This window comes from Chryseobacterium sp. TQ-BC-N36, from assembly GCF_058382295.1.
Genome location: NZ_CM178175.1, coordinates 76,554 through 100,463 on the forward strand (window position 1 = coordinate 76,554; position 23,910 = coordinate 100,463).

General features: G+C 36.9%; 22 protein-coding genes. 11 read left to right on the top strand and 11 right to left on the bottom strand.

Annotated features, from left to right (window positions below):
• Positions 1 to 63: 63 nt before the first annotated feature.
• The gene (locus AC3FI7_RS00310) at positions 64 to 1,434 is read right to left on the bottom strand and encodes a PQQ-dependent sugar dehydrogenase (RefSeq protein ID WP_142722078.1); all 1,371 of its coding nucleotides are present in this window, start codon (positions 1,432 to 1,434) and stop codon (positions 64 to 66) included.
• A 217-nt stretch (positions 1,435 to 1,651) separates the two neighbouring features.
• Between AC3FI7_RS00310 and secD the strand changes: the two genes are divergently transcribed.
• The 3 genes from secD (at position 1,652) to AC3FI7_RS00325 (ending at position 6,844) form a co-directional block, all read left to right on the top strand.
• Positions 1,652 to 4,561 carry a protein translocase subunit SecD gene (gene secD, locus AC3FI7_RS00315; RefSeq protein ID WP_142722079.1) on the top strand — a complete coding sequence of 970 codons (2,910 nt, stop codon included), beginning with the start codon at positions 1,652 to 1,654 and terminating at the stop codon, positions 4,559 to 4,561.
• Positions 4,562 to 4,681: 120 nt separating this feature from the next.
• Positions 4,682 to 5,941, top strand: coding sequence for a TCR/Tet family MFS transporter (locus AC3FI7_RS00320; RefSeq protein WP_142722080.1), 1,260 nt, complete (start codon positions 4,682 to 4,684; stop codon positions 5,939 to 5,941).
• 102 nt (positions 5,942 to 6,043) lie between these two features.
• The gene (locus AC3FI7_RS00325; RefSeq protein ID WP_491461106.1) at positions 6,044 to 6,844 is read left to right on the top strand and encodes an arylamine N-acetyltransferase family protein; all 801 of its coding nucleotides are present in this window, start codon (positions 6,044 to 6,046) and stop codon (positions 6,842 to 6,844) included.
• A gap of 81 nt (positions 6,845 to 6,925) precedes the next feature.
• Here the strand turns inward: AC3FI7_RS00325 and AC3FI7_RS00330 are convergent, their stop codons facing one another.
• On the bottom strand, positions 6,926 to 7,876 hold the full coding sequence (locus AC3FI7_RS00330; protein ID WP_491461107.1) for a hypothetical protein: 951 nt from the start codon (positions 7,874 to 7,876) through the stop codon (positions 6,926 to 6,928).
• A gap of 277 nt (positions 7,877 to 8,153) precedes the next feature.
• Here AC3FI7_RS00330 and AC3FI7_RS00335 point away from each other — a divergent pair, with 277 nt between their 5' ends.
• From AC3FI7_RS00335 to AC3FI7_RS00350, 4 genes are all read left to right on the top strand, one after another.
• Entirely contained in the window at positions 8,154 to 8,495 is a 342-nt protein-coding gene (locus tag AC3FI7_RS00335; RefSeq protein ID WP_142722083.1) for a Sec-independent protein translocase subunit TatA/TatB, read from the top strand.
• 2 nt (positions 8,496 to 8,497) lie between these two features.
• Positions 8,498 to 9,064 (top strand): phosphatase PAP2 family protein, encoded by a 567-nt coding sequence (locus AC3FI7_RS00340; protein WP_142722084.1) that lies wholly within the window; start codon positions 8,498 to 8,500, stop codon positions 9,062 to 9,064.
• Entirely contained in the window at positions 9,061 to 9,873 is an 813-nt protein-coding gene (locus tag AC3FI7_RS00345) for a tetratricopeptide repeat protein (protein ID WP_343657767.1), read from the top strand. The genes AC3FI7_RS00340 and AC3FI7_RS00345 overlap by 4 nt, the downstream gene beginning before the upstream one ends.
• 86 nt (positions 9,874 to 9,959) lie before the next feature.
• Positions 9,960 to 10,412: a tRNA (cytidine(34)-2'-O)-methyltransferase gene (locus AC3FI7_RS00350; RefSeq protein WP_142722086.1), complete on the top strand. Its 453-nt coding sequence runs from the start codon at positions 9,960 to 9,962 to the stop codon at positions 10,410 to 10,412.
• Between the two features lie 62 nt (positions 10,413 to 10,474).
• Here the strand turns inward: AC3FI7_RS00350 and AC3FI7_RS00355 are convergent, their stop codons facing one another.
• The gene (locus tag AC3FI7_RS00355) at positions 10,475 to 10,948 is read right to left on the bottom strand and encodes a 23S rRNA (pseudouridine(1915)-N(3))-methyltransferase RlmH (RefSeq protein WP_491461108.1); all 474 of its coding nucleotides are present in this window, start codon (positions 10,946 to 10,948) and stop codon (positions 10,475 to 10,477) included.
• Between the two features lie 183 nt (positions 10,949 to 11,131).
• Here AC3FI7_RS00355 and AC3FI7_RS00360 point away from each other — a divergent pair, with 183 nt between their 5' ends.
• Complete coding sequence (locus AC3FI7_RS00360) at positions 11,132 to 12,145, top strand: YihY/virulence factor BrkB family protein (protein WP_142722088.1); 1,014 nt, start codon at positions 11,132 to 11,134, stop codon at positions 12,143 to 12,145.
• On the opposite strand, the gene nhaA is transcribed toward AC3FI7_RS00360, so the two are convergent.
• The 4 genes from nhaA to AC3FI7_RS00380 all read right to left on the bottom strand — a co-directional run bounded on the left by nhaA (position 12,142) and on the right by AC3FI7_RS00380 (position 16,727).
• Entirely contained in the window at positions 12,142 to 13,320 is a 1,179-nt protein-coding gene (gene nhaA, locus AC3FI7_RS00365) for a Na+/H+ antiporter NhaA (protein WP_142722089.1), read from the bottom strand. The two genes, AC3FI7_RS00360 and nhaA, sit on opposite strands and share 4 nt — an antisense overlap.
• Before the next feature lies 1 nt (position 13,321).
• Entirely contained in the window at positions 13,322 to 15,532 is a 2,211-nt protein-coding gene (locus AC3FI7_RS00370) for a RelA/SpoT family protein (protein ID WP_491461109.1), read from the bottom strand.
• Positions 15,533 to 15,641: 109 nt separating this feature from the next.
• Positions 15,642 to 16,007, bottom strand: a complete 366-nt coding sequence (locus AC3FI7_RS00375) for a hypothetical protein (protein WP_142722091.1) — start codon at positions 16,005 to 16,007, stop codon at positions 15,642 to 15,644.
• A gap of 303 nt (positions 16,008 to 16,310) precedes the next feature.
• Positions 16,311 to 16,727, bottom strand: a complete 417-nt coding sequence (locus tag AC3FI7_RS00380; protein ID WP_491461110.1) for a hypothetical protein — start codon at positions 16,725 to 16,727, stop codon at positions 16,311 to 16,313.
• A gap of 595 nt (positions 16,728 to 17,322) precedes the next feature.
• Here AC3FI7_RS00380 and AC3FI7_RS00385 point away from each other — a divergent pair.
• Positions 17,323 to 17,472 carry a hypothetical protein gene (locus tag AC3FI7_RS00385; protein WP_491462115.1) on the top strand — a complete coding sequence of 50 codons (150 nt, stop codon included), beginning with the start codon at positions 17,323 to 17,325 and terminating at the stop codon, positions 17,470 to 17,472.
• Positions 17,435 to 17,560: a hypothetical protein gene (locus tag AC3FI7_RS00390; protein WP_491462116.1), complete on the top strand. Its 126-nt coding sequence runs from the start codon at positions 17,435 to 17,437 to the stop codon at positions 17,558 to 17,560. Before AC3FI7_RS00385 ends, AC3FI7_RS00390 begins: the two co-directional genes overlap by 38 nt.
• Before the next feature lie 166 nt (positions 17,561 to 17,726).
• Here AC3FI7_RS00390 and AC3FI7_RS00395 read toward each other — a convergent pair whose 3' ends face one another.
• Positions 17,727 to 18,122 (bottom strand): hypothetical protein, encoded by a 396-nt coding sequence (locus tag AC3FI7_RS00395; protein WP_142722095.1) that lies wholly within the window; start codon positions 18,120 to 18,122, stop codon positions 17,727 to 17,729.
• On the bottom strand, positions 18,119 to 18,628 hold the full coding sequence (locus tag AC3FI7_RS00400) for a zinc metalloprotease (RefSeq protein WP_491461111.1): 510 nt from the start codon (positions 18,626 to 18,628) through the stop codon (positions 18,119 to 18,121). Before AC3FI7_RS00400 ends, AC3FI7_RS00395 begins: the two co-directional genes overlap by 4 nt.
• A gap of 503 nt (positions 18,629 to 19,131) precedes the next feature.
• On the opposite strand from AC3FI7_RS00400, the gene AC3FI7_RS00405 reads away from it, so the two are divergent.
• Positions 19,132 to 19,683, top strand: a complete 552-nt coding sequence (locus AC3FI7_RS00405; protein ID WP_491461112.1) for an integrase core domain-containing protein — start codon at positions 19,132 to 19,134, stop codon at positions 19,681 to 19,683.
• 182 nt (positions 19,684 to 19,865) lie between these two features.
• Here the strand turns inward: AC3FI7_RS00405 and AC3FI7_RS00410 are convergent, their stop codons facing one another.
• Together AC3FI7_RS00410 and AC3FI7_RS00415 are read right to left on the bottom strand one after the other, a co-directional pair.
• A complete protein-coding gene (locus AC3FI7_RS00410; protein ID WP_491461113.1) occupies positions 19,866 to 20,426 on the bottom strand; it encodes a toxin-antitoxin system YwqK family antitoxin in 561 nt (186 codons plus the stop codon).
• A 1-nt stretch (position 20,427) separates the two neighbouring features.
• Positions 20,428 to 23,910 (bottom strand): DUF6443 domain-containing protein, encoded by a 3,483-nt coding sequence (locus AC3FI7_RS00415; protein WP_491461114.1) that lies wholly within the window; start codon positions 23,908 to 23,910, stop codon positions 20,428 to 20,430.

Genomic DNA, 23,910 nt, shown 5'->3' on the forward strand with positions numbered 1-23,910 from the left:
GCGATCTTTTTCATAGAATTTTAAAAATCTTAGCGTTTCGTTTGTGTTTACAGCCAGCTGTTGCTATTTGATAACCAATTTCTGACTATAAGATTTCAATGTTCCAGATTTAAGATTGATAAAATATACTCCGGCAGGAATTCCTGAAATATTGATTCCTGTTCCATTAGAGATTTTATCTGCTGTCAATACTTTTCTTCCTTCGGAATTTATAATCTCCAAAGTAGCTTTTTCATCTTTGATTCCCTCAATAAAAATTTCTTTAGAAGCTGGATTAGGATAAACTTTTATAGTTCCTAAGGTATTATTTTCCTGAGTTGCTAAAGTTCCTGTGGTGATTTTGAAAATCTTTCCGCTGTTCACGGCTGCCACATATAACTCTTTCTGATTATCCTGCCCGAAAGTGGAAAAATTATTTCCGGAATAAGGAGTCGTCCATGTGATGGTATTATTGCTGTCAAGAATCCCGATCTGCGTAGAGCAGTAATCTGCAAAGAAATATTTTCCCTGCAGTGTAGGATACTGAGTTCCCCGGTACACATACCCTCCTGTAATAGAGCATTTCCCTCCGGAATGATCGTATACCGCAACAGGGAAGGTCATGGTGGACTGTGCGGCACATCCTGCCGTATTGTAGGCATTATTACCCTCATAACAACGCCAGCCATAGTTTAAGCCAGCCTGTGTAATAGGCATTTTATTGATTTCTTCTATAGCTCCCTGTCCGACATCTGCAATCATAGCATTACCTGTTGTCAGGTCGAAAGAAAACTTCCATGCATTTCTGAGCCCATAAGCCCAGATTTCGTCTGCACCGTCTACCCCTGCTCCTGCAAAAGGATTATCTGGAGGGATATTATAGGGACCGGTAGCATCTACATCTATTCTCAGCATCTTTCCCAGTAATGAATTTTTGTTTTGGGCATTATTATTCGGATCCCCGCCGCTTCCTCCGTCTCCTGTGATGATCCAGAGCTTTCCGTCCGGAGCAAAATGAATGCTTCCTCCATTGTGATTGTCGAAAGGTTTCGGAATACTCAGAAGGATTTTCTCAGAATTGGGATCCGCAACATTGGGATCTGCTGTACTTACACTGTATCTCGCGACAGTAACATTTCCGGCTGTATTGTTATAATACACAAAAAAATACCCATTAGTAGAGTACTGTGGATGAAATGCGAGACCAAGAAGACCTCTTTCACCGCCAAAAATAATTTTTGAACTTATATTCAGGAATTGAGTGGAGTTAACAGTCCCATTAGGCTGAATAATTTTAATGATACCGTTCTGCTGAACAACAAAAAGACGGCTGTCATTGGCATTCGTAATCTCTACAGGATTGGTTAGTCCCGTGACAAATTCTTCCAAATTAATACTTTGAGAATTAACAATTAAGGAAGAAAAAATACTGATGCTAAAAAGTAATTTTTTCATAATATTTTGAGAGTTAGTGTGTTGAGAAATAGTATGAAAATTTTATACCAATCATATTTTGAAGACTTCATTATGATAGCATGGAAAAATTGTTAAATCTTAAATCGAAATCACAATACCAATATATCTGGAAATAAACCATTTCTGTTGTTAAAAATTCATAAAATACAAGAAAATCATTATATTTGCCGACTTAATTTAACGTAGTTATAATAAAATGCAAGGAAAAGGACTTATTACAATTGTCGCTATTGTACTAGGGTTGATTTGCTTAAACGAGCTATTACCAACATGGTACGCCAGCAAAATTGAAAAGCAGGCGACTGCTATTGCAGGAGACAATCCGGAGAAGTATCAGAAAGAAATCGCAAGACTTTCTAAAGATACTTTGAACTTAGGATTCACAAAACTTTATTACACTAAAGCCAAAGACAAGGAAATGAAACTTGGTCTTGACCTTAAAGGAGGGATCAACGTTCTTTTGGAAATCAACCAAAGGGATCTTGTGAATGATTTAACCAATTATTCTACAAACCCTATTCTTATAGAGGCTTTAAACAAAACTGATGAAGCACAGAAGAATTCTACTAAACCTTACATCGACAACTTCTTTGAGCAGTTTGATGTAGTGAACAAAGCTAAAGGTGCAAACCTTAAGTTGGCAGATCCGGAAATCTTCGGAAATACAACCCTTACTGAAGTGAAATACAATACTCCTGATGAGCAGGTAAAAAGTATTGTTAAAAGAAAAATTGATGCTTCTGTAGGAACAGCTTTTGAGGTGATCAGAACGAGAATTGACAAGCTGGGAGCTATCCAGCCCAACGTTCAGAGAGTACCTGGTACAGCTAGAATTTCTGTGGAAATGCCTGGTATGAAGGACATTGATAAAGTGAAAAAAATGCTTCAGACCTCTGCAAAACTTCAGTTCTGGGAAGTACAGCAGGTTCCTGAAATTGCACCTTATTTCCAGACTTTAACAACTATGGTTGCTGCAAAAGGAGATTCTATGGGAGTGGCAAAGAATGTCAACTTTATGAACCTTTTACAGCTTGACAAATTAAGAAGTAATGGGGTTGCCAGCGTAAAATTATCTGATACAGCAGTTGTAAACAAAATCTTAAACAGCAAAGTAGCTCAGTCTTTACGTCCGGCTAACATTAAATATACACAGTTCATGTGGGGTTACAAACCTGAGGCTACTGATGCTGAAAGCTTGGTATTGTATGCGATCAGAGGTAACATCAATCAAAAAGCTCCGGTAGATGGTGCTGTTGAAACTGCGAATATCGGCTACGATGAACTAAGCAGAGTAGTGGTAGACATGCAGATGGACTCTAAAGGAGCAAAAGAATGGAAAACATTAACGGAGAAAAACGTTGGAAAACCAGTTGCAGTAACTCTTGATAACAGAGTATATACTGCTCCGAACGTTGTCGGTGCTATTCCTAACGGTAGAACTCAGATCTCTGGTAACTTCTCTCAGGAAGAAGCTAAAGAACTGGTAGACGTGTTAGGTGCCGGTAAATTGCCTGCAGGTGCAAAAGTAGTTCAGGCTACGGTTGTAGGTCCGTCTTTAGGACAGGAGGCTATTGATTCAGGTTTAATGTCATTCCTGATTGCATTTGCGATCATCATCGTTTATATCATTTTCTACTACGGTGGTGCTGGTGTGTATGCAGTAATTGCAATGGTGATCAACTTATTCTACATTTTCGGTATTATGGATTCGGGAGACTTTACGCTTACGCTTCCAGGTATCGCGGGTATCGTTCTTACGATGGCAGTAGCAGTCGATACGAACGTTATTATTTACGAGAGAACCAAAGAAGAATTATTTGCAGGGAAAAGTATTCTTGAAGCTTATAAAGATGGTTTCAAACATGCATTGAATGCTATTATTGACGGTCACACTACGACTTTCCTGACGGCGGTTGTATTGTTCTTCTTCGGAACAGGACCTATCAAAGGTTTCGCATTAACGCTGATGATCGGTATTGCAATGACATTATTTACATCAGTATTGCTTTCAAGAGTAATGATCTTCTCAAGATTAAATAAAGGAAAAGGTCTTTCTGTATGGACTCCGGCAACAAAGAATCTATTCAGAAATACCTGGATCGATTTCATCGGAAAGAGAAAATATGCCTACATCATTTCTGCTGTTCTTACAGTAGTATGTATCATTTCAATTGCAACACACGGCTTCAAGTATGGGATTGATTTTACCGGTGGTAGAAACTATGTGGTAAGATTTGACAAAGATGTAAAAGCTGAAGATGTTGAAGAAAAATTAGTGGCATTATTCAAAACGGAAGACGGAAAAAACTCTTCTGTAGAAGCTAAAACTTTCGGAAACAATAAACAATTAAAGATTTCTACAGATTACCTTATCCAGGATGAATCTTTAAAAGCTGACCAGATTATCGAACAAAAATTATTTGAAGGATTAAAATCACAGTTACCGGCAGGTACAACCTTGAAGGATTTCAAATCTGCTGATAAAGACCACGCAGGAATTATTTCTTCTGAGAAGGTAGGTCCTTCGGTTGCTGATGATATCCAGACTCACGGTATTTATGCGGTATTGGCTGCATTGGCTATGATCTTCATCTATATCCTTGTAAGATTCAGAAAATGGCAGTTCTCTCTTGGAGCAGTTGCTGCTCTATTCCACGATGCGGTAATTATCTTAGGAGCATATTCACTGCTTCACAAATATATGCCGTTCAACATGGAGATCAATCAGGATTTCATTGCTGCAATCCTTACAGTATTGGGTTACTCAATCAACGATACGGTAATCATCTTCGACAGAATCAGAGAATACCTGAGAGAGAAAAAATCTTTAACATTGGCAGGTCTTTTTGATGATTCTATCTCAAGTACACTGGGTAGAACATTCAACACCTCATTCACTACAATTCTGGTTATCCTTGCGATCTTCATTTTCGGTGGAGATAACCTGAGAGGGTTTATGTTTGCCATGTTAATCGGTATTGGATTCGGTACTTACTCATCCATCTTTATTGCGTCTGCAATTGCTTATGATTTCCTTAAAACCGGAAAAGAAGAAGAGGTACACGGAAGATCTACTTCTGCGAAAGAAGAACTTGCTTCAAAGTAATACAAACTACAATAAATTAGTAAAGACCGTTTCGCAAGAAGCGGTCTTTTTTTAGTATTTATATTAACAATTCATTATTTAGAATCATTATTTTTCAGATTTGATTAATTTTGCACCATCATGGAAAATTCAAAGAAAAAAGCAGCCATAGGCTTCATATTTATTACTTTACTGATCGATATTACGGGGTGGGGAATCATCATTCCTGTTGTTCCCAAATTGATTGAGGAGCTTATTCATGCAGATATTAGTGAAGCCGCAAAATATGGAGGCTGGCTGGGATTTGCCTATGCATTTACACAGTTTATATTCTCTCCGCTTGTCGGTAACCTGAGTGATAAATATGGACGGAGGCCTATTATCCTGATTTCTCTTTTCGGGTTTGCCATAGATTATATTTTCCTTGCACTGGCTCCCACAATCTGGTGGCTGTTTCTGGGAAGGATTATTGCCGGAATTACCGGTGCAAGTGTGACCACTGCCAGTGCCTATATTGCCGATATTTCCACTGATGAAGACAGAGCTAAAAATTTTGGACTGATAGGAGCGGCATTTGGGCTCGGATTTATCATTGGTCCTGTTCTGGGAGGTGTTCTGGGGCATTACGGTGCCAGAGTTCCTTTCTATGCTGCTGCAGGTTTGTGTCTTCTTAATTTCCTTTACGGCTATTTCATACTTCCTGAAAGTTTAGATAAAGATAAAAGAAGAGAATTCGACTGGAAACGTGCCAATCCTATAGGTTCGTTTAAGTTTTTAGGGAAACATCCTGAGATTTCCGGACTGATCGTTTCACTGATCTTAATTTATATTGCAGGTCATGCTGTACAGAGTAACTGGAGCTTCTTTACGATGTATAAATTCAGCTGGACGGAAAGAATGGTAGGAATCTCCTTAGGAGTAGTCGGTTTATTGGTTGGTCTTGTACAGGGAGGTCTTATCAGATGGACGACTCCAAGACTTGGAGAGCAGAAAAGCATCTATTATGGATTAGCTTTTTATGCGGTTGGAATGTTCTTATTTGCTTTTGCATCTGAGGGCTGGATGATGTTTGTCTTTCTGATTCCATATTGCCTGGGAGGAATTTGCGGGCCGGCTTTACAGTCTGTCATTACGAAAAGTGTCCCTTCGAATGAGCAGGGAGAACTTCAGGGTGCATTGACGAGCTTAATGAGTGCTACTTCCATCATCGGGCCTCCTATGATGACGAACCTGTTTTATTTTTTCACGCATGATGAAGCGCCTTTCAAGTTTTCAGGAGCACCGTTTTTCCTGGCATTTATCTTAATGGCAATCAGTGTCGTGATTACCTACTCAGCTTTTAAGAAAAAAAATAAAGATTTAATTGATATGACATCAGAAAAAGATTTTTGGAAAGAATAGATGTTTTTCTATTCTGAAAATACAGATCATTTCAGGATGTCAATCTATCAATAATTATATTGGATCAGTTTTGTGTATTTTTGAAACAAGAAAAAACAAATTATGAATACATCAGACCTGGAAAAATATTTTGAGCGGATTCATTTCTCGGGTGTTCCGGAGGTGAATATGGAAACATTGAGAAAAATTCATCAGCTTCATCCTAAATATATTCCTTTTGAAAACATAGACCCTTACACAGGAAAAGTGCCTTCTTTGAATGTGGATGATGTATTTAAAAAACTGGTTGTGGAATCAAGAGGAGGATATTGCTATGAACAAAACCTGCTTTTAAGTGAGGTCTTAAAATATCTGGGATTCAATGTAAGGCTCCAGTTGGGGAGGGTGGTATGGGGAAGGCAGGAAGACAGTGTTGCCCCGCAGACTCATCTGTTGCTTATTGTTGACTTTGAAGAAAAGAAATATATTGTCGACTGCGGATTCGGGACGGCTACCCTTACGACTCCTCTGCTTTTACATGAAGAACAGCAGCAGACAACTCCGAATGGTATTTTTAAAGTTTCCCAAAAAGAAGACGTTTATACGCTTTGGATGTGGAAAGATCAATGGCTTCCGGTGTACCGATTTGTACGTGAACATGTGGAACCTGCTGATCTTGAAATTTCCAACTGGTATCTGTCTACCCATCCTGGTTCACATTTTAAAAATAAGCTGATTCTTTCAAAAGTAGATGAAAATGCCCGGTATACCTATACGGATCATGTGCTGAATATCCGGTCTGATGATGGGGCAAAAGAATCTATAGCGATAGGAAATGATATACAGCTGTATGAAATACTGATCAATACTTTCGGACTACGGGAAAATGCAGTAGAAGCCTTAAAGTCAAAAAACAAAAATTGATAGAATATTAATTCTGTCTTTAAAATATAAAGCCGGCAAGTTCAGAGAACTTGCCGGCTTTTACACTGATTTTTACGAAAATTATGGATAGAGGGATTTTGTCCCGTTGCTCACGATATTACTGCCCAGTCCTGAGAATGACACTGAGAAATTACTGGAATTGAAGCTTAAAGAACCGGTAGGTGTACAAAGCCCCAGTGCGTAACGGCACTGTCCGTAGGCTCCCGTTTTCTTTATAATCTTACTCTCGCTTTTTGCCTTTCCTAAGCTGATATATCCCCAGTCATTAACATCTGCATTAGACACAGTTGCACCGGAGTAATAAATGGTAATCTGATAGCCCATTTCACCTCTCTTGGATCCCCACAGCCAATTTGCTGTCCACCATTGTTTATACCATGTAGAAACGACTCTTGCAGCCTGATTGTTGCTGGATGCTTCAGAATTCCCACGGATGTCCATCATCACCAGACCTCCGAAGATATTGTCCCAGATAATTCCGGAATCACTGTAAAAACACAATGTTTTAAATGTTCCGTTTTTACTGTTCCAGGTTATTTCCATAACATTTGTACCTGACTTGACCTCTTCGGAGATGGCTTCTTTTAATCCCTGACGGGCGATTGTAAGGTCATCCCCGCGATAAAGATCCCCGATTTTTCCGACCTTTACTGAAGAAGGCTCCATGATATTCCCGGAGGCAATAAACTGGTCTTTATCAGAAATGATGTTTTGAGCAAGCTCAAGGCCTTTCTGGGTTGTGATTTTTCCCAGTGCAGCCACTCCTGTAATCTGTAAATCATTTTTCAGATATGCTTCAAGATTTTTTCCGGATTCATTCAGTTGAAACTGTACCGCTTCAGGAATAATTTGAGAGGGAAGAGGAGCTAGTTCTTTTTTCAGGTCATCGGTGTTTACCTTTGCCTGAACTGTTTCCTGCTGGTTGATCTCGTTGTTTTCACTCTGGCAGCTGTTAAGTGCCAATACCGATAAAACGGCGAAAACCTTAAAAGTAGTCACTAGTTTTTTCATAATAAATATTTTGGTTGTGCTACGTAAATATAGTAATTTATACTATAATTCTCATTGTTTTGAATTAAATATTTATTAATTAATAAGTGAAAGAGAATATAGGCTATGCAGAGGTATTGCGATAGAACTCTTCAGCATAATCAGTCATACTCAATTTCTTAACCTCAAACCTGAAACCCTGAACTTTGCATCATGAAATATTTTATAAAATCTTAAAATTTGTTTAAATTTTTAGTTTACAGTCAATAAATGCAATAATCTTTCGTAATTTTACCCCATGGAATTAAGCATTGGAGAAATGGCACTCATTGCCATTGCAATCGTTGTATTATTCGGTCCGGATAAGCTGCCTCAGATTGCGCGTGACTTAGGTGCAGGCGTTAGAAAAATGCGTGGAGCAGTGGAAGATATCAAAACTGAAATTATGAAGGAAACAGATAATCCTGTTTCTGAAATTAAACGTGAAATTGAAAAGGTAAAAGATGCTGCCAAAGATTTCAATCCTGTAAATGATATCAAGAAAGATATTCTTACAGAGCCCGGTACTATTGCTTCTGATGAAACTCCAAAGCCAAAACCTGCGGATGATGAAACTTACGAAGGACCTGTAAGCAGATAATCATGGAGGAAATCATTCAGGAAGATAAAAAGGTATTTCTTTACCTTAATAATTTGGGCGATTCGTCTTTCGATCAGTTTTGGATGATGATTTCAAGTACCTGGATCTGGGTACCTCTTTACATCATATTTCTTTATTTTTTATATAAAAATTACCAGCTAAGGTCGTTGGTTTTTATCCTGTTGTTTTTAGCTATCGGAGCAACGGTTTCTGATCAGTTGGCAAGTGTTTTCAAATATGGTGTGGCAAGGCTAAGACCCTGTCATGATCCTACATTGGAGCATCATATGAGAATTGTAAAATGTGGCGGACAGTTTGGGTTTTATTCTGCTCATGCTTCCAATACTTTCTTTTTAGCCTCTTTTTTAAGTATTTTATTAAAAAAGAAACTTAAATGGTTTCCATATGCTATATTTGTATGGGCTCTGGTAGTTTCCTACAGCCGCATATATTTAGGAGTGCATTTCCCGATAGATATTTTGGTGGGGGCGTTTGTTGGATCTTTATTGGGAGTGATATTTGGTGCACTCGCCAAAAAAGTGATCAACAAACAAGCAATAACCTCATGAAAAAAACTTTATTATTTATAATTTCCCTCAGCTTCTCTCTTAATTTCCATGCCCAGGATAAGAAACTGGCAGAAGATTGTTTTAAAAAAGCTGACTATAAGTGTGCTGAAGAACAGTATTTAAAACTGGCAGAGAAAGAGCAGATCCAAAAATTCCAGTCAGAATATTACGACTATCTTGGAACGTCTCAGAGAAGGCAGGGGAAGGCTACCCAGGCTTTCAGATCTTATGAATCTGCTTTAAAAGCCAATCCTATGTCGGTTTCTGTGTATGTAAATTTGTCATCACTGTACAGCCAGAAAGGAAATAAGGCAAAGGCTCTGGAATATGTTGAAAAAGGGCTCAAAGTAAATCCTGAAACTCCTGATTTATATCTTACACGGTCCAAAATCTACGACAGCCAGGGGAAAACAGATCTTGCGATCAAAGATCTTAATCAGATTCTTACTTTTGCACCCGATAATATTTTCGCTAAAACCGGACTGGCTAATCTGAAGAAAAATAATGGAGATCTTGACGGAGCCTTAAAGGATTATAACCAGCTTATTTCTGAAAAACCTGAATCACTGCTTTATAATGGCCGTGCAGATGTATATTTTAAAATGAAAAAATATAAAGAAGCACTGGCAGATGCCAATAAAGCCATCTCTATAGATCCAAAATTTGCCCAGTCTTATGTGAGCAAGTCTATGATTCTGTTTGAAGCTTCCAAGCTGAAGGAAGCCTGCGAAAATCTCGATAAAGCGGTAGCTTTGGGATACGAAAAAGCAGTGCTGACAGCTTTTTATGCTAAATGTGTAAAAAAGTAATTGAAAATTAATTCTTCCAAATCATTCAATAAACCAACCAAAGCAATAACCGTATAACGGTTAAATAAGAATAAAGAGATAGAAAGATGTTGAATATTGTTCTTGTAGAGCCCGAAATACCTAATAATACAGGAAATATCGGAAGATTGTGTGTAGGAACCGAAAGCAGATTGCACCTTATTCATCCATTTGGATTTATAATTAATGATAAAAACCTGAAACGTTCCGGATTGGATTATTGGGTACATCTTGATGTTTCTGAATATGCGGATGTAGAAGAATGGATTAAAAATATTCCCGACATGTCACGTGTTTTTTTAATGAGTTCGCATGCTGAAAAATCTTATCTGGAAACTGATTTTCAGGATGGAGACTGGCTGGTTTTCGGAAAGGAGAGTGCAGGATTAAGTAGAGAGGTTTTAAGCCGTTTTGAAAATCATCTGACAATTCCTATGTCGAAACTTATCAGGAGTTTTAATATTGCTAATTCTGTTGCCTTTGTAGTAGGTGAAGCAAAAAGACAGATCAGCCTGAAATAATAATTCTGAATCCTCAACGCTCAAAGGAATAGAACGTTACTTTTGAAGCTACTTTTTTTGTCTTAATCGTTATGATAAGGTTTTCCCTGCAGAATCTGATCAGCACGGTAAAGCTGCTCAACAATGAACAGGCGGATCATTTGGTGGGTAAAGGTCATTTTGGATAAAGACATTTTTTCATTGGCTCTGCTGTACATATCCTCTGAAAAGCCGTATGCACCACCGATGAGTATATGTACTTTTTTGACTGATGAATTCATCCATGTATCTATTTTCTGTGAAAATTCCCGGCTGGTCAGCTGTTTTCCTTTTTCATCAAGGAGTACCACCAGATCATTTTTATCGAAATGGTTTAGAAACAATTTTGCTTCTTCTTTTTTGAGAAGTTTGGGTGACAGATTTTTCGCATTTTTAACATCCGGTATTTCAGTAATTTCAAAATTCCAGTGTTTGGGAAGGCGGTTCAGATAATAATTGATTAAAGAGGTAATTTCCTTATCATCTGTTTTACCGATACAAAGTAAGCTGATTCGCATTGTAAGAAGTTTCAGATGCAAAGATAGGACTTCAGGGAGTAAATTTCAAAGTTTTGGGTTCAATGTTGCTGGTTTAAGTTATTATTCCTTAATTCCGGCTATCTGATTCCTGCTGCCTATTACCTTTTATCTTTTCCCTATTTAATTTAATTCCCCTACATTTGTAAAAAGACAAGCAGATAGATGAGTATAAAGGTTCCAAAATTTATTTTGAAGATTCAGGAGTTTTTTGACAACATTCATATTCCTGTTTTGGGAATATCGCTTTGGCAGATGTTTCAGATCTATATTTCAGGGATTTTTAAAGGAAAGATAGGAAGAAAAGCAGCGGCTATTTCATGGAGCTTTACGATAAGTCTGTTTCCGTTTATTCTGTTCCTGCTTTCGGTCTTACCGTATATGCCGCATTATGCGAAACTGCAGTTCTATATTTTTGAAGTATTAATGCATAATGTTTTTCCATCCAACATGGAAGGAGATATACGGGGATATATTGAGGCCAATATTGTTCCCAATATGAAAGGCATCAGTAATCTGACCATTGTGCTGGCACTGCTTTTTGCAACCAACGGAACGTTTTCCCTGATCAACGGATTCAATGAAAATTCTGATGAAAAACTCAGTGATGTGAAAGAATTCATTCTTTCGTTTTTTATTACAATAGGCTTTATTACTATTGTATTCCTGGCACTTTTTGGAGTGTATTATGCAGAAGTCGTATTAAAACCTTTTACGCCGGCTTATGATATTTCATGGCTGGTGAATAATCTCTCCAAAATTATTGGATTTGTCTCTTTTCCGCTTTTTTACTTTATCCTTTTAACCTTATTTTACTGGTTGGGAACTGTAAAGATTACAAGATTCAGGCAGGCGGTTCCGGGAGCTATTCTGACCACCGTATTGTTTGTGGTCACTACTTATATTTTCGCTATTTATGTGAAGGATATTGCAAGGTATAACGTGCTATACGGATCTATTGGAAGCATGATCCTGCTGATGGTGTGGGTAAATGTGAATGTCTATCTCCTTCTGTTTGGGAATGAACTGAATATGGCGATCCGAAAACTCAGAATAGAAAAGCTGCTGTCTGATGAGATTCAGAAAGAAGCTATACAATATCACGGCCAGATTAAAGAACCTGACTTCGAGAGTGATGAAGAGCACAAAAGAAAGATGGAGGACCGGAAAAAAGATTAATTCTCTTCCAGTTCCGGGTTTTCTTTTGAGCTTAAGCTTAGTATAATAAATCCGGCAACTGCAGCGATGAAGGAAGCTATTAAAATGGCAAATTTAGCCTCATCCTGAATCTGTATTTCGTCTTTGAAAGAAAGCAGGGCAATAAAGATTGACATTGTAAATCCGATTCCGGCCAATAATCCTACACCCATCATCTGCAGCCAGGTACTGTTCTGAGGCAGAGAGCTGAGTTTTAATTTAATGGCAATCAATGAGAATAAATTAATCCCAAGCAGCTTGCCTAATACTAAACCACAAATAATGCCCAATCCCAGGGTGCTTGTAGCTCCGGCAACCATTTCATTGGAAAAAGTGATATTCGTATTCGTTAAAGCAAATATGGGCATAATCAGAAAGCTTACCGGAATATGAAGCCGGTGCTCCAGTTTTTCCAGCGGCGAAATCTCAACATTGGAAGCATTGGTAGGAATTGAAAAGGCCAGTAAAACACCTGCTATGGTAGCGTGAATTCCGGAATGATGAAGGAAGTACCATAGAAAGAGTCCCGGAATAATGTAAAATACAGTCTTGGTTACTTTTAGGAAGTTTAAGATAAAAAGTAAAGCCGTTACCCCAAAAGACAGGAGAAGATAGCTCCAGTGAATTTGTTCTGTATAAAAAACTGCAATTACAAGAATAGCTCCCAGATCATCTACAATAGCCAATGCTGCTAAAAATATTTTGATAGAATTCGGAATCTTTTTACCCAACATTGAAATGATAGCCAGGGAGAAAGCAATATCGGTTGCCATAGGAATTCCCCAGCCATTGCTGTATTCTGTCCCTGTATTGAAAATGCTGTAGATTACGGCTGGAACGAGCATTCCGCCTACGGCAGCAAAAATAGGAAGGGAAGCGTTCTTAAAAGATGAAAGCTCACCTTCTACAAGTTCACGCTTTATTTCAAGACCTACCAGAAGGAAGAATATGGCCATCAGTCCGTCATTGATCCAGATGCTGACAGGATATTCCAACCCAAAAAGATGAGTGCCCACTTCTTTGTCTAAAAAATGCTGAAATCCTTCTGCTAAAGTTGAGTTGGCAATAAGCAATGAAATCAGCACACAGAAAATAAGAATAATTCCTGAAGACTGACTGTTACTGAAAAATTTTTTAAAATAAAGAGTTAAATTCATGCTATGATTGTAGTCGTCTCACTCTGGAAACTCCATTAATACTTTTAAGTTTTTTAAAGGTTTCCTCTAACTGACCTTTATTTTTGACTTCCAGATTGATATTTCCTGTAAAAACGCCGTTGTTGGATTCAATAGACATACTTTTCATATCCATTCCCATACTTCCGCTGATGACCGTCGTGATATCGTTGATCATCCCCATTCTGTCCAGTCCTTCAATCTCAATTTTTACTCTGTTTTTGAAGCTTTCGGCATTCACCCATTTGGCAGGAATAACACGGTAATCATACTGTGCTCTGAGATTGATGGCATTCGGGCAGTTGTCACTGTGTACCTTGATTCCATCTGAAATGGTGATGAATCCGAAAATTTTGTCTCCCGGAATTACGGTACAGCATTTTGCATAGCTGTAGTTAAGTTTTTCCTCATCTTTTCCAAAGACAATCATATCAAGGTTTTCCTCTTTCTGTTCCTCAAAATGCTGGCTTTTATTAGGCGATTTTCTGAATCTTGAAAGTAAGTTGTTGAATACATTTTTACTTTCTATATATCTTCTCAGGCTGCTGACATCCAGTTCGTTGCTTTGGAATTTAAGGAAGAGTTCCTGAGATGATTTTAAATTGAAAAATTTCTGAAGCTTGTTAATTTCTTCATCGTTGAAATTGATTTTCGCATGACGGAGCTTTCGCTGCAGAATTTCTTTTCCTTCTTCTACCAGTTGATTTTTCTGAGAATTCAGGTAACTTTTGATTTTGGACTTGGCTTTTGAAGTTACCACAAATTCCAGCCAGTCAGATTTTGGCTTCTGATTCTGAGAAGAAAGGATATCCACCTGATCTCCGTTTTGAAGGATGTAAGAAATAGGGACCAACTTTCCATTGATTTTGGCTCCTAAGCATTTCATTCCCAGGTCCGAGTGGACAGAGAAAGCGAAATCAAGAGCTGTAGCATTGGTCGGAAGGATTTTAATCTCTCCTTTTGGTGTAAAGACAAATACCTCTTTGGAATACAGGTTAAGTTTAATGTTATCCAGAAGTTCTGAAGTGGAAAGGTTTTGCTGTTGCTCCAGTACTTCACGGATTTCGGTTACCCATTTTTCAAAGTTTCTGTCATCAGAACTTTGTTTATAACCTTCTTTGTATTTGTAGTGGGCGGCCACCCCTTTTTCAGCGATTTCGTCCATCCTTTCTGAACGGATCTGTACTTCAATCCATTTTTTATCAGGGCCTAAAACGGTTAGGTGAAGACTTTCATATCCTGTAGAACGGGGTTGTGTAATCCAGTCACGCATTCTTGAAGGGTTACTGTGATAAACATCCGTAACGATAGAATAGATCTTCCAGGCCAGGAATTTTTCATTTTTGGCATCCGATTTATAAATAATCCTGATGGCATAGTTGTCAAAAACTTCTTCAAAGGAAACGCCCTGCTTCAGCATTTTTCTGTAAATAGAAGAGATGGCTTTTGCACGGCCTTTGATTTTAAAGTTTAGGCCTTCTTCATGAAGTCTTTCGGATACTTCTTTCTTGAATTCTTCAATATACCTTTCACGGCTTTCTTTGGCCAATTCCAATTTTTCCGTGATTTCGTTATATACTTCGGGATTATTGTATTTTAAAGAAAGATCTTCCAGCTCGGATTTGATGTTGTACAATCCAAGACGGTGGGCCATCGGAGCATAGATATACACCGTTTCTGAAGCGATTTTTTTCTGTTTGTCCGGAGCCATGCTTTCCAGGGTCCGCATGTTGTGGAGGCGGTCTGCAATTTTGATCAGGATCACTCTGAAATCTTCGGATAAGGTTAATAACAGTTTTCTGTAGTTTTCAGACTGAACAGAGATATTCTGATGGTTCATGATGGATATCTTGGTGAGTCCATTCACGATATTGGCAATCTTTTCCCCGAATATTTTTTTCAGATCTTCATAGGTATAGTCAGAATCTTCAATTACATCATGCAACAGTGCACAGGCAATAGAAGTAGCTCCCAGACCAATTTCTGTCGCTACGATTTTAGCAACAGCAATAGGGTGGTAGATGTAAGGCTCTCCGGATTTTCTCCTTTGATCCTTGTGGGCATCCAGCGCAATATCGAATGCCTTTCGGATGAGTTTGTTGTTTTCCTCATCCAGTGTTCTGTATGTGTTAGAAATCAGGTCCTTATATCTTGCGAGGATCTCCTTATTCTCTTGTTCTAAATCGTAACTCATTTGTGCACATGCCTATAATTAGACGAAAATACGAAATTTTTTAGTTTTTTCAAACATAAAAGATCCGCAGAATACACTGCGGATCTCCGGTTATCAAGTTTTTATATGATTAGAATTTTACTTCAGAATTCATCCCGTCGCTTGATGTTTTGATCTTAATATCAGGACTGTTGTGAATTTCTGCTCTGTTTCTTGCGTCGATATACTTTTTAATCGTGTCATAATTCGTTTCGCTGACGTTCATATTTTCAAATAAGTATGATTTCAGGGCTGCATTCTGAATAAATACATTCCGTGCAAGATCAATCTGGTTATTATCTTTTACTGTAACACTTGCCAGGTATTGAGGATTGTTAGAATCACTATTAAGGTATATAATGTAATCTTCATTTTCAAATCCCGAATTTTCCAGATCACTCTCTAATTTCTTGTAGTCGCTGTGATGCTCAAATAGTCCAGCTAGTATATTTGACATAGTTAATTGGTTTAAAGTTATGACTAAAGTTAGTAATTATTTTCCGATTATCATTGTATTTAAAGCAATAAAATTTGTTAATTAACATTCTGTTTGCAATAGAGTAGAGCAATGTTTAAAAATAATTATTGAACGGGTGTTTAATTTTAGTGATTGGATAATACCTGTCTTTTGAGAACTTTTCGTCTCTTTAGTTTTGTTTTCCATTTGAAAATAGAAAGTTACAAGCAAAAAACCTTGCAAGTTGCGAGGTTTTCTTAATTACAGACACTAGCGAGACGCTCGCGCTAGCGGGGAGGAAGACTATGGTAATATAAGTCTATATTTATTTTGATTCTTTAAACGATAAACATATATTTTGTTTGTATTCTTTGTCGAATCAAGTTCAACTTTTATTGGGATCTTTTTTACATAATCAATCCCATCATCATATTCTACAACTTTTTTAATTGGATGGTTGATAACGAAAATATATTCATCTTTTGCGTTAAGTTTATTATTTGATAAAAAACTAATACCAATATTTTTTAAATCATAATCAGATATTATATATCCAAAACTCTCATTAAAATATGAATTTTTAAAAAGAGAATCATTAAAAACTTTATAATTATACTCACCTGTAAATTCTGTTTCTACTTTCTTTTCTTTATTAACAAAATAAAAAATTAAGAGCGTTAGCAGCAGAAAAAATATTCCTAAGATTATTTTTTTATTCATGAGTGAAATTTTTAAGGATAAGCTTTAAAGTTTCCGGATGGGAGATTAGTGGGTTTTTGATCTTTCTTTAAATATTGCCAACCCCCTCCATAATACCATTGAGTAGTTGCCTGATCTGAACTATTAAAATTAACTTTTAAATTTGTTCCTCTAACTTGGCCGACTCCCCCGCTACCGCACGAATCCTTTAGTTAGTGTGGTTTAGTTTAAAACTATAGATCAAACTATCAGATTGAATTCCTAAAAATTTTTGTTTTCTTATATTTTAACAGAAGCTCTTTATTATTCTGAATTACTATATCAACATCACACACGATAGATATTGATTTGACAGTATAAGTTCCAAACGAATGATTCGTGCGACAGCAAGTGCATTGAAGATATCGACAAGCTTGATCCTGCAACAAAAGAATATCTGTTCTTTCTCATTGGTAATATTATACAAAATTTTAAAACTAAACAAGCAAAAAAAACTCACAAAATGCGAGGTTTTTTATCTGTCTGCCACACGATCCAATCGTGCGGTAGCGGGGCAATCGTGCGGTAGCGAGGGGAACTCCACAAACAAGCTGAACTTATAAAATCAGTTCCTGGAATCGGGGAACAGACATGCCTCTATTTCATCATTGCTACAAAGGGTTTTACAGCATTTAAAAACTGGAGAAAATTCTGGGGTAGCTCCTTTTCAATACTCCTCGGGTTCAAGTATAAAAGGAAGAACAAAAGTCAATCATCTTGCAGATAAAAAAATGAAATCTTTACTACAAATGTGTGCATTGACAGCTATTAAATATGACATTCAAATAAAAGAATACTATTACAAAAAGAAATAAGAAGGTAAAAATCCTATGCTTATTTTAGATAATATTAGATGCAAACTTATAAGCAGGGTATTCGCCGTAATAGAAAGACAAACTCCTTATATTAATACTTATAAATTTGCATCTTAAATTTTAACAATTTTTATTTGCTTAGTGTCATAGAATGCGCAGCGGGGGATTAATCAATTATTCTGATAAGCTCTCCTAAGTACAGTTTTTTATTACTCAAATTATAATTTGAAGGAACATTTAATAAATATTCTTTTTTATTTTTTAAGTTTCCTCTTCTCAAAACTATGCCTGTATTTTCTATTCCATTATAATTCTTAATAAAATCAGATACAGGAAGACTATCTTTATCAACAACATACAATGTGTCATTAGTATGGATATCTTTTACAATATAAAAATTTGATTGCTTTTTATCTTTTGCTGGATAATAGTACAATAGTTCAATATAAATATTTTTTTGGGGTTCAGTCAAATTTGAAAAAAATATTTTTTTTTCAGTTAAAGTATCTTTTTCTTTACAAGAAAAAGCAATTAAAAATAGTGTTAAAATTATGTTTTTCATTTTTCAAGTCTAGGTTCAATTTTTCTATTATTTAATTTACCAGTCTTATATAACCTATACATTCTATTTATTTGATGTACATTCAAACCAGTCGGTTTTCGTATAGCTCCTTGTATCATAAAATTACTTTTAAGTGTTGAAGATGTTTCAGATAAATCAAACAGAGTTTCCCTTGTTGCCATGGCTGGGTGTTGTAATCCACCCGTATGCCCTATTTCATGTGGTAATGTTTTGCTATTCCTTCCACTCATTAAATCATCTACATATTTCTCATTTACATAAATTTCTTTTCCATTCATAGCTCTTCCTACAACATCTGTCTTTTTGTCTTTATAAACATCGAATTCTTTAGAGGAAGAATCTTTTATTTCAATTAGTGTATCCATACTTTTAAGATCTTCTTTATCATCTATAGTTCTAATGTTTATATTTGCAGAAACTGTATTATCTATTTTATTAAAAATGGCTTCGGTTTGTGACTGTACAGCACTAGCAAACTTTTTCATATCGCCGCTACCGCACGAATCCTTTAGTGTGGTTTAGTTTAAAACTATAGATCAAACTATCAGATTGAATTCCTAAAAATTTTTGTTTTCTTATATTTTAACAGAAGCTCTTTATTATTCTGAATTACTATATCAACATCACACACGATAGATATTGATTTGACAGTATAAGTTCCAAACGAATGATTCGTGCGACAGCAAGGGCATTGAAGATATCGACAAGCTTGATCCTGCAACAAAAGCATATCTGTTCTTTCTCGTTGGTAATATTATACAAAATTTTAAAACTAAACAAGCAAAAAAACTCGCAAAATGCGAGGTTTTTTATCTGTCTGCCACACGATCCAATCGTGCGGTAGCGGGGGGATGACCAAACTGTTATTTCAAAATTACTGGATTTAGCAGCCAGGTATCCTACAAGAGGATTTGAAACCTATTATGGTAAGATTCGTTTGGAAGGTTTGCTTTGGAACAGAAAAAGAGTGCTTCGTGTTTATCGGAATATGAACTTGAAACTAAGGGTTAAACGTAAAGCTCGTATTCCAAGTCGTATAAAAGAGAAATTGATCGTTCCGGGCAAAGTCAATGAGACATGGTCAATTGATTTTATGAGTGATGCTTTGTCTAATGGCCGGAGGTTTCGGGTATTGAATGTCATTGATGATTACAATAGAGAATCATTGATCAACGAAGCGTTCTATTCAATTCCAGGCATCAGGTTAGTGCAAAAGCTAAAGGAATTAATCATATACAGACCTAAATCCAAGCGCATAAGAACCGATAACGGCCCGGAATTTCTTTCCAATGTCTTTGTGGACTTCTGTAAAGTTAATGATATTGAACTGCAGTATATACAGCCTGGAAAGCCTGCACAAAATGCATACATTGAACGTTTAAATCGTACATTCAGAGAAGATGTTTTAGATGCTTATCTATTTACATCTTTGATAGAGGTAAATGCAATTGCTTATGAGTGGCAGATTGATTATAATAGTAATCATCCACATAAATCTTTGAATGGACTTAGCCCTTGGTTATATGCTAAGAATATTTAATCTATTAGAAGATATTTTATATTTATCAACAGTTTGAAAAAGGGGAAGTCTTCAGTGTCACTTTTGAAAGCTTCTATGCTTTATTAGAAATACAAAACCCACCGCAATTGCGATGGGTTGTTTGGCTATTAGTCAGATCATCATCTGTACTTATTTAAGAATCTCATTGAGACATCATAACATTATTTAGGGTTAAAAAGATGAACAACTTCTTTTGTTTCTTTCTCTGCTAAAACAGGGGGATCAAATATTACATCTCGAATAATTTTCTTTTTAATCGTATCAAAAAGCATTTCACCTTTTATATATTGACTTTTATTATCATGAGTAAATGTATATACAGCATATGGCTCTCCTGTTTTACTGTAAAAAATCCAAGGCCCCCTTTTTAAGTATAAATTTTTACCTTTATAAAAATCTATTTCTCCCTCACTTGCAATTTTTCCATTATTAAAATAGATTGTTGAAGTAAAATGGTTGGGTGCTTTATGTAAATAGGAGTAGCTACTTATCTTTTTATTTGGATAATATTTATAAATTTTAATTACAGTACCATTATGATAAATATACTTACTATCTAATTTAGCATTCTTATCAAATACTTCTGAACTTACTAATCTTCCTTTACTGAATGTCGCTTTTGTATTAGTCTCATTCGTTTTAATCCATTCAACATAATTTTCTTTTTTACAAGACTGTAGCAAAAGAACAATTATCCCAATCGTAAAACCTAAGTTCTTCATATTATTTTTGTTTAGACTTTATTACACTATCAACTTTTGCCTTTACATATGGATTTGAAATTTCGTCATAATTATTTCCTGTATGCCAGTTTTGATATATATTTCCTGTTTTTGGTACTTTAAATTTCATAATAGAATCTTTATCATCAAGTGGTACTGTAGCATTAATAATTGTATCTTTATTGACAGGTTGCACCTTTCCTCCTAAAAATGTATATGCTAAATCTCCTAATGCCATTATATCGACCCTGTAAGCCATAAGATCTTTCCAGTCATTTCCTCTGCTTAAACTATTAACTATTCCTCCCATAAAACCATCCAAGCTTACAATTTTATCAATATCTCCTCTAAAGAAAGGATTAGTATAGTTTAAAGGACCAGCACCTCCTAAATTTGTATAAAAGTTACCACCTTCATTTCCTAAATGAGAAAGATATCTGGTAAGATCAAAAGCACCTTGACCTTTTATATACATTCCTCCAGGTGTTGTTGTCGCTCCATAGGATGTCTTACCGTTTGCATCAGTATAAGTTCCATCTGCATTTAAGGTATACTTCACATCACCTGTAGTCTGATCTGTAACCTCACCTGTTTCTGCAACACCATATACACTCGCATAACCTGCATCCAATGCTTCTTGTACAGTACTGATATTAGCATTGTATATTAAATTATGTTGATCTCCTATAACCTGATGTATCCATCCTAATCCTTCTCTACCGTCAGGATCTATAAAATTAACAGGGTTACTAAAGGCATAATTATATGGGCTATGCCTTCTCATCTTCTCTGCCAGCGGATCCACCACACCCCATCTACCCATATCCGGCATATAAAATCTTGCTCCATAATCATACATTCCCGTCTCCTGTAATTCCTTCCCATTGTACTTGTAATTATAAGGCACACCTGCAAAAGGAGCCGGTACAACAGGTCCGTTCTGGTGTTTTAACCCAAAAGGATAATAGCTGTTGGCATCAATAACCTCCAGTGCAGTACCATTATTCTTATAGCTCACTCTTATATTTCCTAAATGATCCGTGTAATTGTAAATATACTTATTTTCAGTAAAATCATAATACCCTTCTGAGGTGGGTACAAATTTCAATACCGGAACGGTGTAAAGAGATGCTGACGTATCATAGGCATGCCTGTTATCATACTGGAAACCGTCTAGATAATTGGTTTCTATGGATCCGTTCATACTATATGTTTTAGATACTTTCGTGCCATCTGCCCTGTAGGTGTAGCTGGTGTTGGAAATACCTATCAACCCTTCGTTAACTGAAATATAACTAGGCAGATTCAGATAATTATAACTGATATTCATTTTCTTATCAGGATGATCCGTTATATTCCCATTAAGGTTATAGCCCATGGTTCCCTGCAAAGCATTATATCCTGAACTGTTGTTAATAACACCAGGAGGAAGGGTGATTCTGTCCAGGGTATTACTTTTGTCCCCATTCTGATAGTTATAGACCAGATCATCGATCTTCTCTGCAGTCGTTCCCCCGGAAACAGGCCATGAAAATCTTTTTAAGGTTTTAATGTTTCCATTGAGGTCATAAGTAAGCTCTTCATTAAAGTAATTATTCTGGGCTACAGAAGAATTGGGCTCGGAATACACTCCTTTTAACATCCTGTTTAAAGGGTCATACTGATAATTGTATCTTTTCAAACCCTCTGCACTGGAAATATTCCAATCAATCTCTGTGATATTTCCATTAAAACTTCCTGATGAAGTATTGGTATACACAGGATTGTTATACTTCATTTCATATCCAAATAATTTCCCGTTCAGGTTGGCAGGATCATTGATCCTGGTCATCCAGCCGCGGATATTGTATTTATAATCTACAGCCTGTAATGGGGATGCAGCAGCTGTTCCTCCTACTTTTTTAGATTCCAGCTGGGAAATTTCATTGTATTTATTTTGAGCAAGGTATTCAACAGGATTATTACCAACCTGGTGGGTATGGGTCAGCAGCCTGTTCTGGGAATCATAAGTGAACTTTTCCACAATGACCTTTTCAGGATCTGAACCCAATCTTCTGTGGTAGGTATTTGTTTGAAGGACAACCCCGGCAAAATCAAGCTTATTGTTGATCACGGTGTAGCCTCCCAGATAATTGTTACTTCTTGAGCCAATGTTTCTTCCTTTGGTATCATACCAGATAAAGTTCTTTGTCCATCTGTCATCTTCTATATTTTTGATATAGGAAGCGGTAAGCATTCCCTTGGTGGTTTGGGCATTAGCGGGGTTATCCGTAAGAAGGGGCTGGGCAAATACATTGGTCACCGCAGAGGAGCCTGTAGGATAGGTGTCATAATAATTGACAGTCAGTAATTTAGTAACAGAACCCGGATAGCTGGTAGAACCACTGTCATAATACACTCCCAGTCCACTGTTTGTGAATCCCACCGTAGCAGATCTGGCTACATTGTTGCTGCCTTTAGCATCTGCCAACACCTGCTCTGCCGCTCTTCCTGCGGCACTGTATACCTGGGAGCTGGTATATATTCCCGTATAAGCTGTTCTTCCGAACTGGTCATACTTGGTAAACAGCCACTGTTTTAAAGCTCCTATGACAGCATCCTGGGTCATGATCAGCCTGTCCTGCCTGTCATATACCATGTATTCCCAGGCTTTACCGGGAAGTTTCTTTTCAACCAGACGTCCTCTTGCGTCATAGCGGTACTGGTAGCAAAGGGCATTAAGCAGATCATCTGTCAGGCTCTGATTAGCAGCCTTGGGAGGAAGAACAAAAGCCAGCTGGTTATATTCATTATATACATAATAGGTGTCTGCGTATTCCGTATCTGAAATCATTTTCCTTACCAAAATAGTCTGTCCCTGTCCGTTTTTATATTCATAGGTCCTGTTCCCGTCTTCATCTGTGACCATATTCCTGTAAAGCTGATTGGCACTGCTATATGCAGATACGGTTAACGTCGTTTTTGTAGCTCCGTTTTCCCATATTGTTGTAGGAACAAACTTGTAGGCATCATTTCCTATATTGGCTGCATATTCAAACTTAACAGGTTTATTACTCCAGTCATTCCCCACCTGGATCTGCTGCTGAATCCTGTCCAGAGGAGAGTTCTCAAGGATCTTTTCTGAATAGATCTTTTCCGGACCATAGGGAGTACCTGCTGTATTGCTCAAAGGATTAGGAATAATGGCACCATTTAAAGTGTTCCCCTGGGGAACAGGAAGGTAATCTTTCACCTGCCTTCCAAACTGGTCATACTCGATATGGGTCACTACATCACGTCCCAGAGGTGATGCTTTTACATTGACGATTTGCTTAGGTCTTCCCAACCCGTCAAAATACTGAACTGTTTCAGAGGTTTTTGTAGGCGTAGTTCCATTGTAGTCAAGATAGGTTTTGGTCTGAACATAATTTTCTGTGGTAGAAGCCTGCCCAAATACAAGGTTGGACAGAAGCAGGGCTCCTGCCGGAATTAATAATTTTTTCAT

Excerpts from the sequence above, each read along its gene's own strand:
- AC3FI7_RS00310 (WP_142722078.1), bottom strand. The coding sequence starts at position 1,434 with ATGAAAAAATTACTTTTTAGCATCAGTATTTTTTCTTCCTTAATTGTT.
- secD (WP_142722079.1), top strand. The coding sequence starts at position 1,652 with ATGCAAGGAAAAGGACTTATTACAATTGTCGCTATTGTACTAGGGTTG.
- AC3FI7_RS00320 (WP_142722080.1), top strand. The coding sequence starts at position 4,682 with ATGGAAAATTCAAAGAAAAAAGCAGCCATAGGCTTCATATTTATTACT.
- AC3FI7_RS00325 (WP_491461106.1), top strand. The coding sequence starts at position 6,044 with ATGAATACATCAGACCTGGAAAAATATTTTGAGCGGATTCATTTCTCG.
- AC3FI7_RS00330 (WP_491461107.1), bottom strand. The coding sequence starts at position 7,876 with ATGAAAAAACTAGTGACTACTTTTAAGGTTTTCGCCGTTTTATCGGTA.
- AC3FI7_RS00335 (WP_142722083.1), top strand. The coding sequence starts at position 8,154 with ATGGAATTAAGCATTGGAGAAATGGCACTCATTGCCATTGCAATCGTT.
- AC3FI7_RS00340 (WP_142722084.1), top strand. The coding sequence starts at position 8,498 with ATGGAGGAAATCATTCAGGAAGATAAAAAGGTATTTCTTTACCTTAAT.
- AC3FI7_RS00345 (WP_343657767.1), top strand. The coding sequence starts at position 9,061 with ATGAAAAAAACTTTATTATTTATAATTTCCCTCAGCTTCTCTCTTAAT.
- AC3FI7_RS00350 (WP_142722086.1), top strand. The coding sequence starts at position 9,960 with ATGTTGAATATTGTTCTTGTAGAGCCCGAAATACCTAATAATACAGGA.
- AC3FI7_RS00355 (WP_491461108.1), bottom strand. The coding sequence starts at position 10,948 with ATGCGAATCAGCTTACTTTGTATCGGTAAAACAGATGATAAGGAAATT.
- AC3FI7_RS00360 (WP_142722088.1), top strand. The coding sequence starts at position 11,132 with ATGAGTATAAAGGTTCCAAAATTTATTTTGAAGATTCAGGAGTTTTTT.
- nhaA (WP_142722089.1), bottom strand. The coding sequence starts at position 13,320 with ATGAATTTAACTCTTTATTTTAAAAAATTTTTCAGTAACAGTCAGTCT.
- AC3FI7_RS00370 (WP_491461109.1), bottom strand. The coding sequence starts at position 15,532 with ATGAGTTACGATTTAGAACAAGAGAATAAGGAGATCCTCGCAAGATAT.
- AC3FI7_RS00375 (WP_142722091.1), bottom strand. The coding sequence starts at position 16,007 with ATGTCAAATATACTAGCTGGACTATTTGAGCATCACAGCGACTACAAG.
- AC3FI7_RS00380 (WP_491461110.1), bottom strand. The coding sequence starts at position 16,727 with ATGAATAAAAAAATAATCTTAGGAATATTTTTTCTGCTGCTAACGCTC.
- AC3FI7_RS00395 (WP_142722095.1), bottom strand. The coding sequence starts at position 18,122 with ATGAAAAACATAATTTTAACACTATTTTTAATTGCTTTTTCTTGTAAA.
- AC3FI7_RS00400 (WP_491461111.1), bottom strand. The coding sequence starts at position 18,628 with ATGAAAAAGTTTGCTAGTGCTGTACAGTCACAAACCGAAGCCATTTTT.
- AC3FI7_RS00405 (WP_491461112.1), top strand. The coding sequence starts at position 19,132 with ATGAACTTGAAACTAAGGGTTAAACGTAAAGCTCGTATTCCAAGTCGT.
- AC3FI7_RS00410 (WP_491461113.1), bottom strand. The coding sequence starts at position 20,426 with ATGAAGAACTTAGGTTTTACGATTGGGATAATTGTTCTTTTGCTACAG.
- AC3FI7_RS00415 (WP_491461114.1), bottom strand. The coding sequence starts at position 23,910 with ATGAAAAAATTATTAATTCCGGCAGGAGCCCTGCTTCTGTCCAACCTT.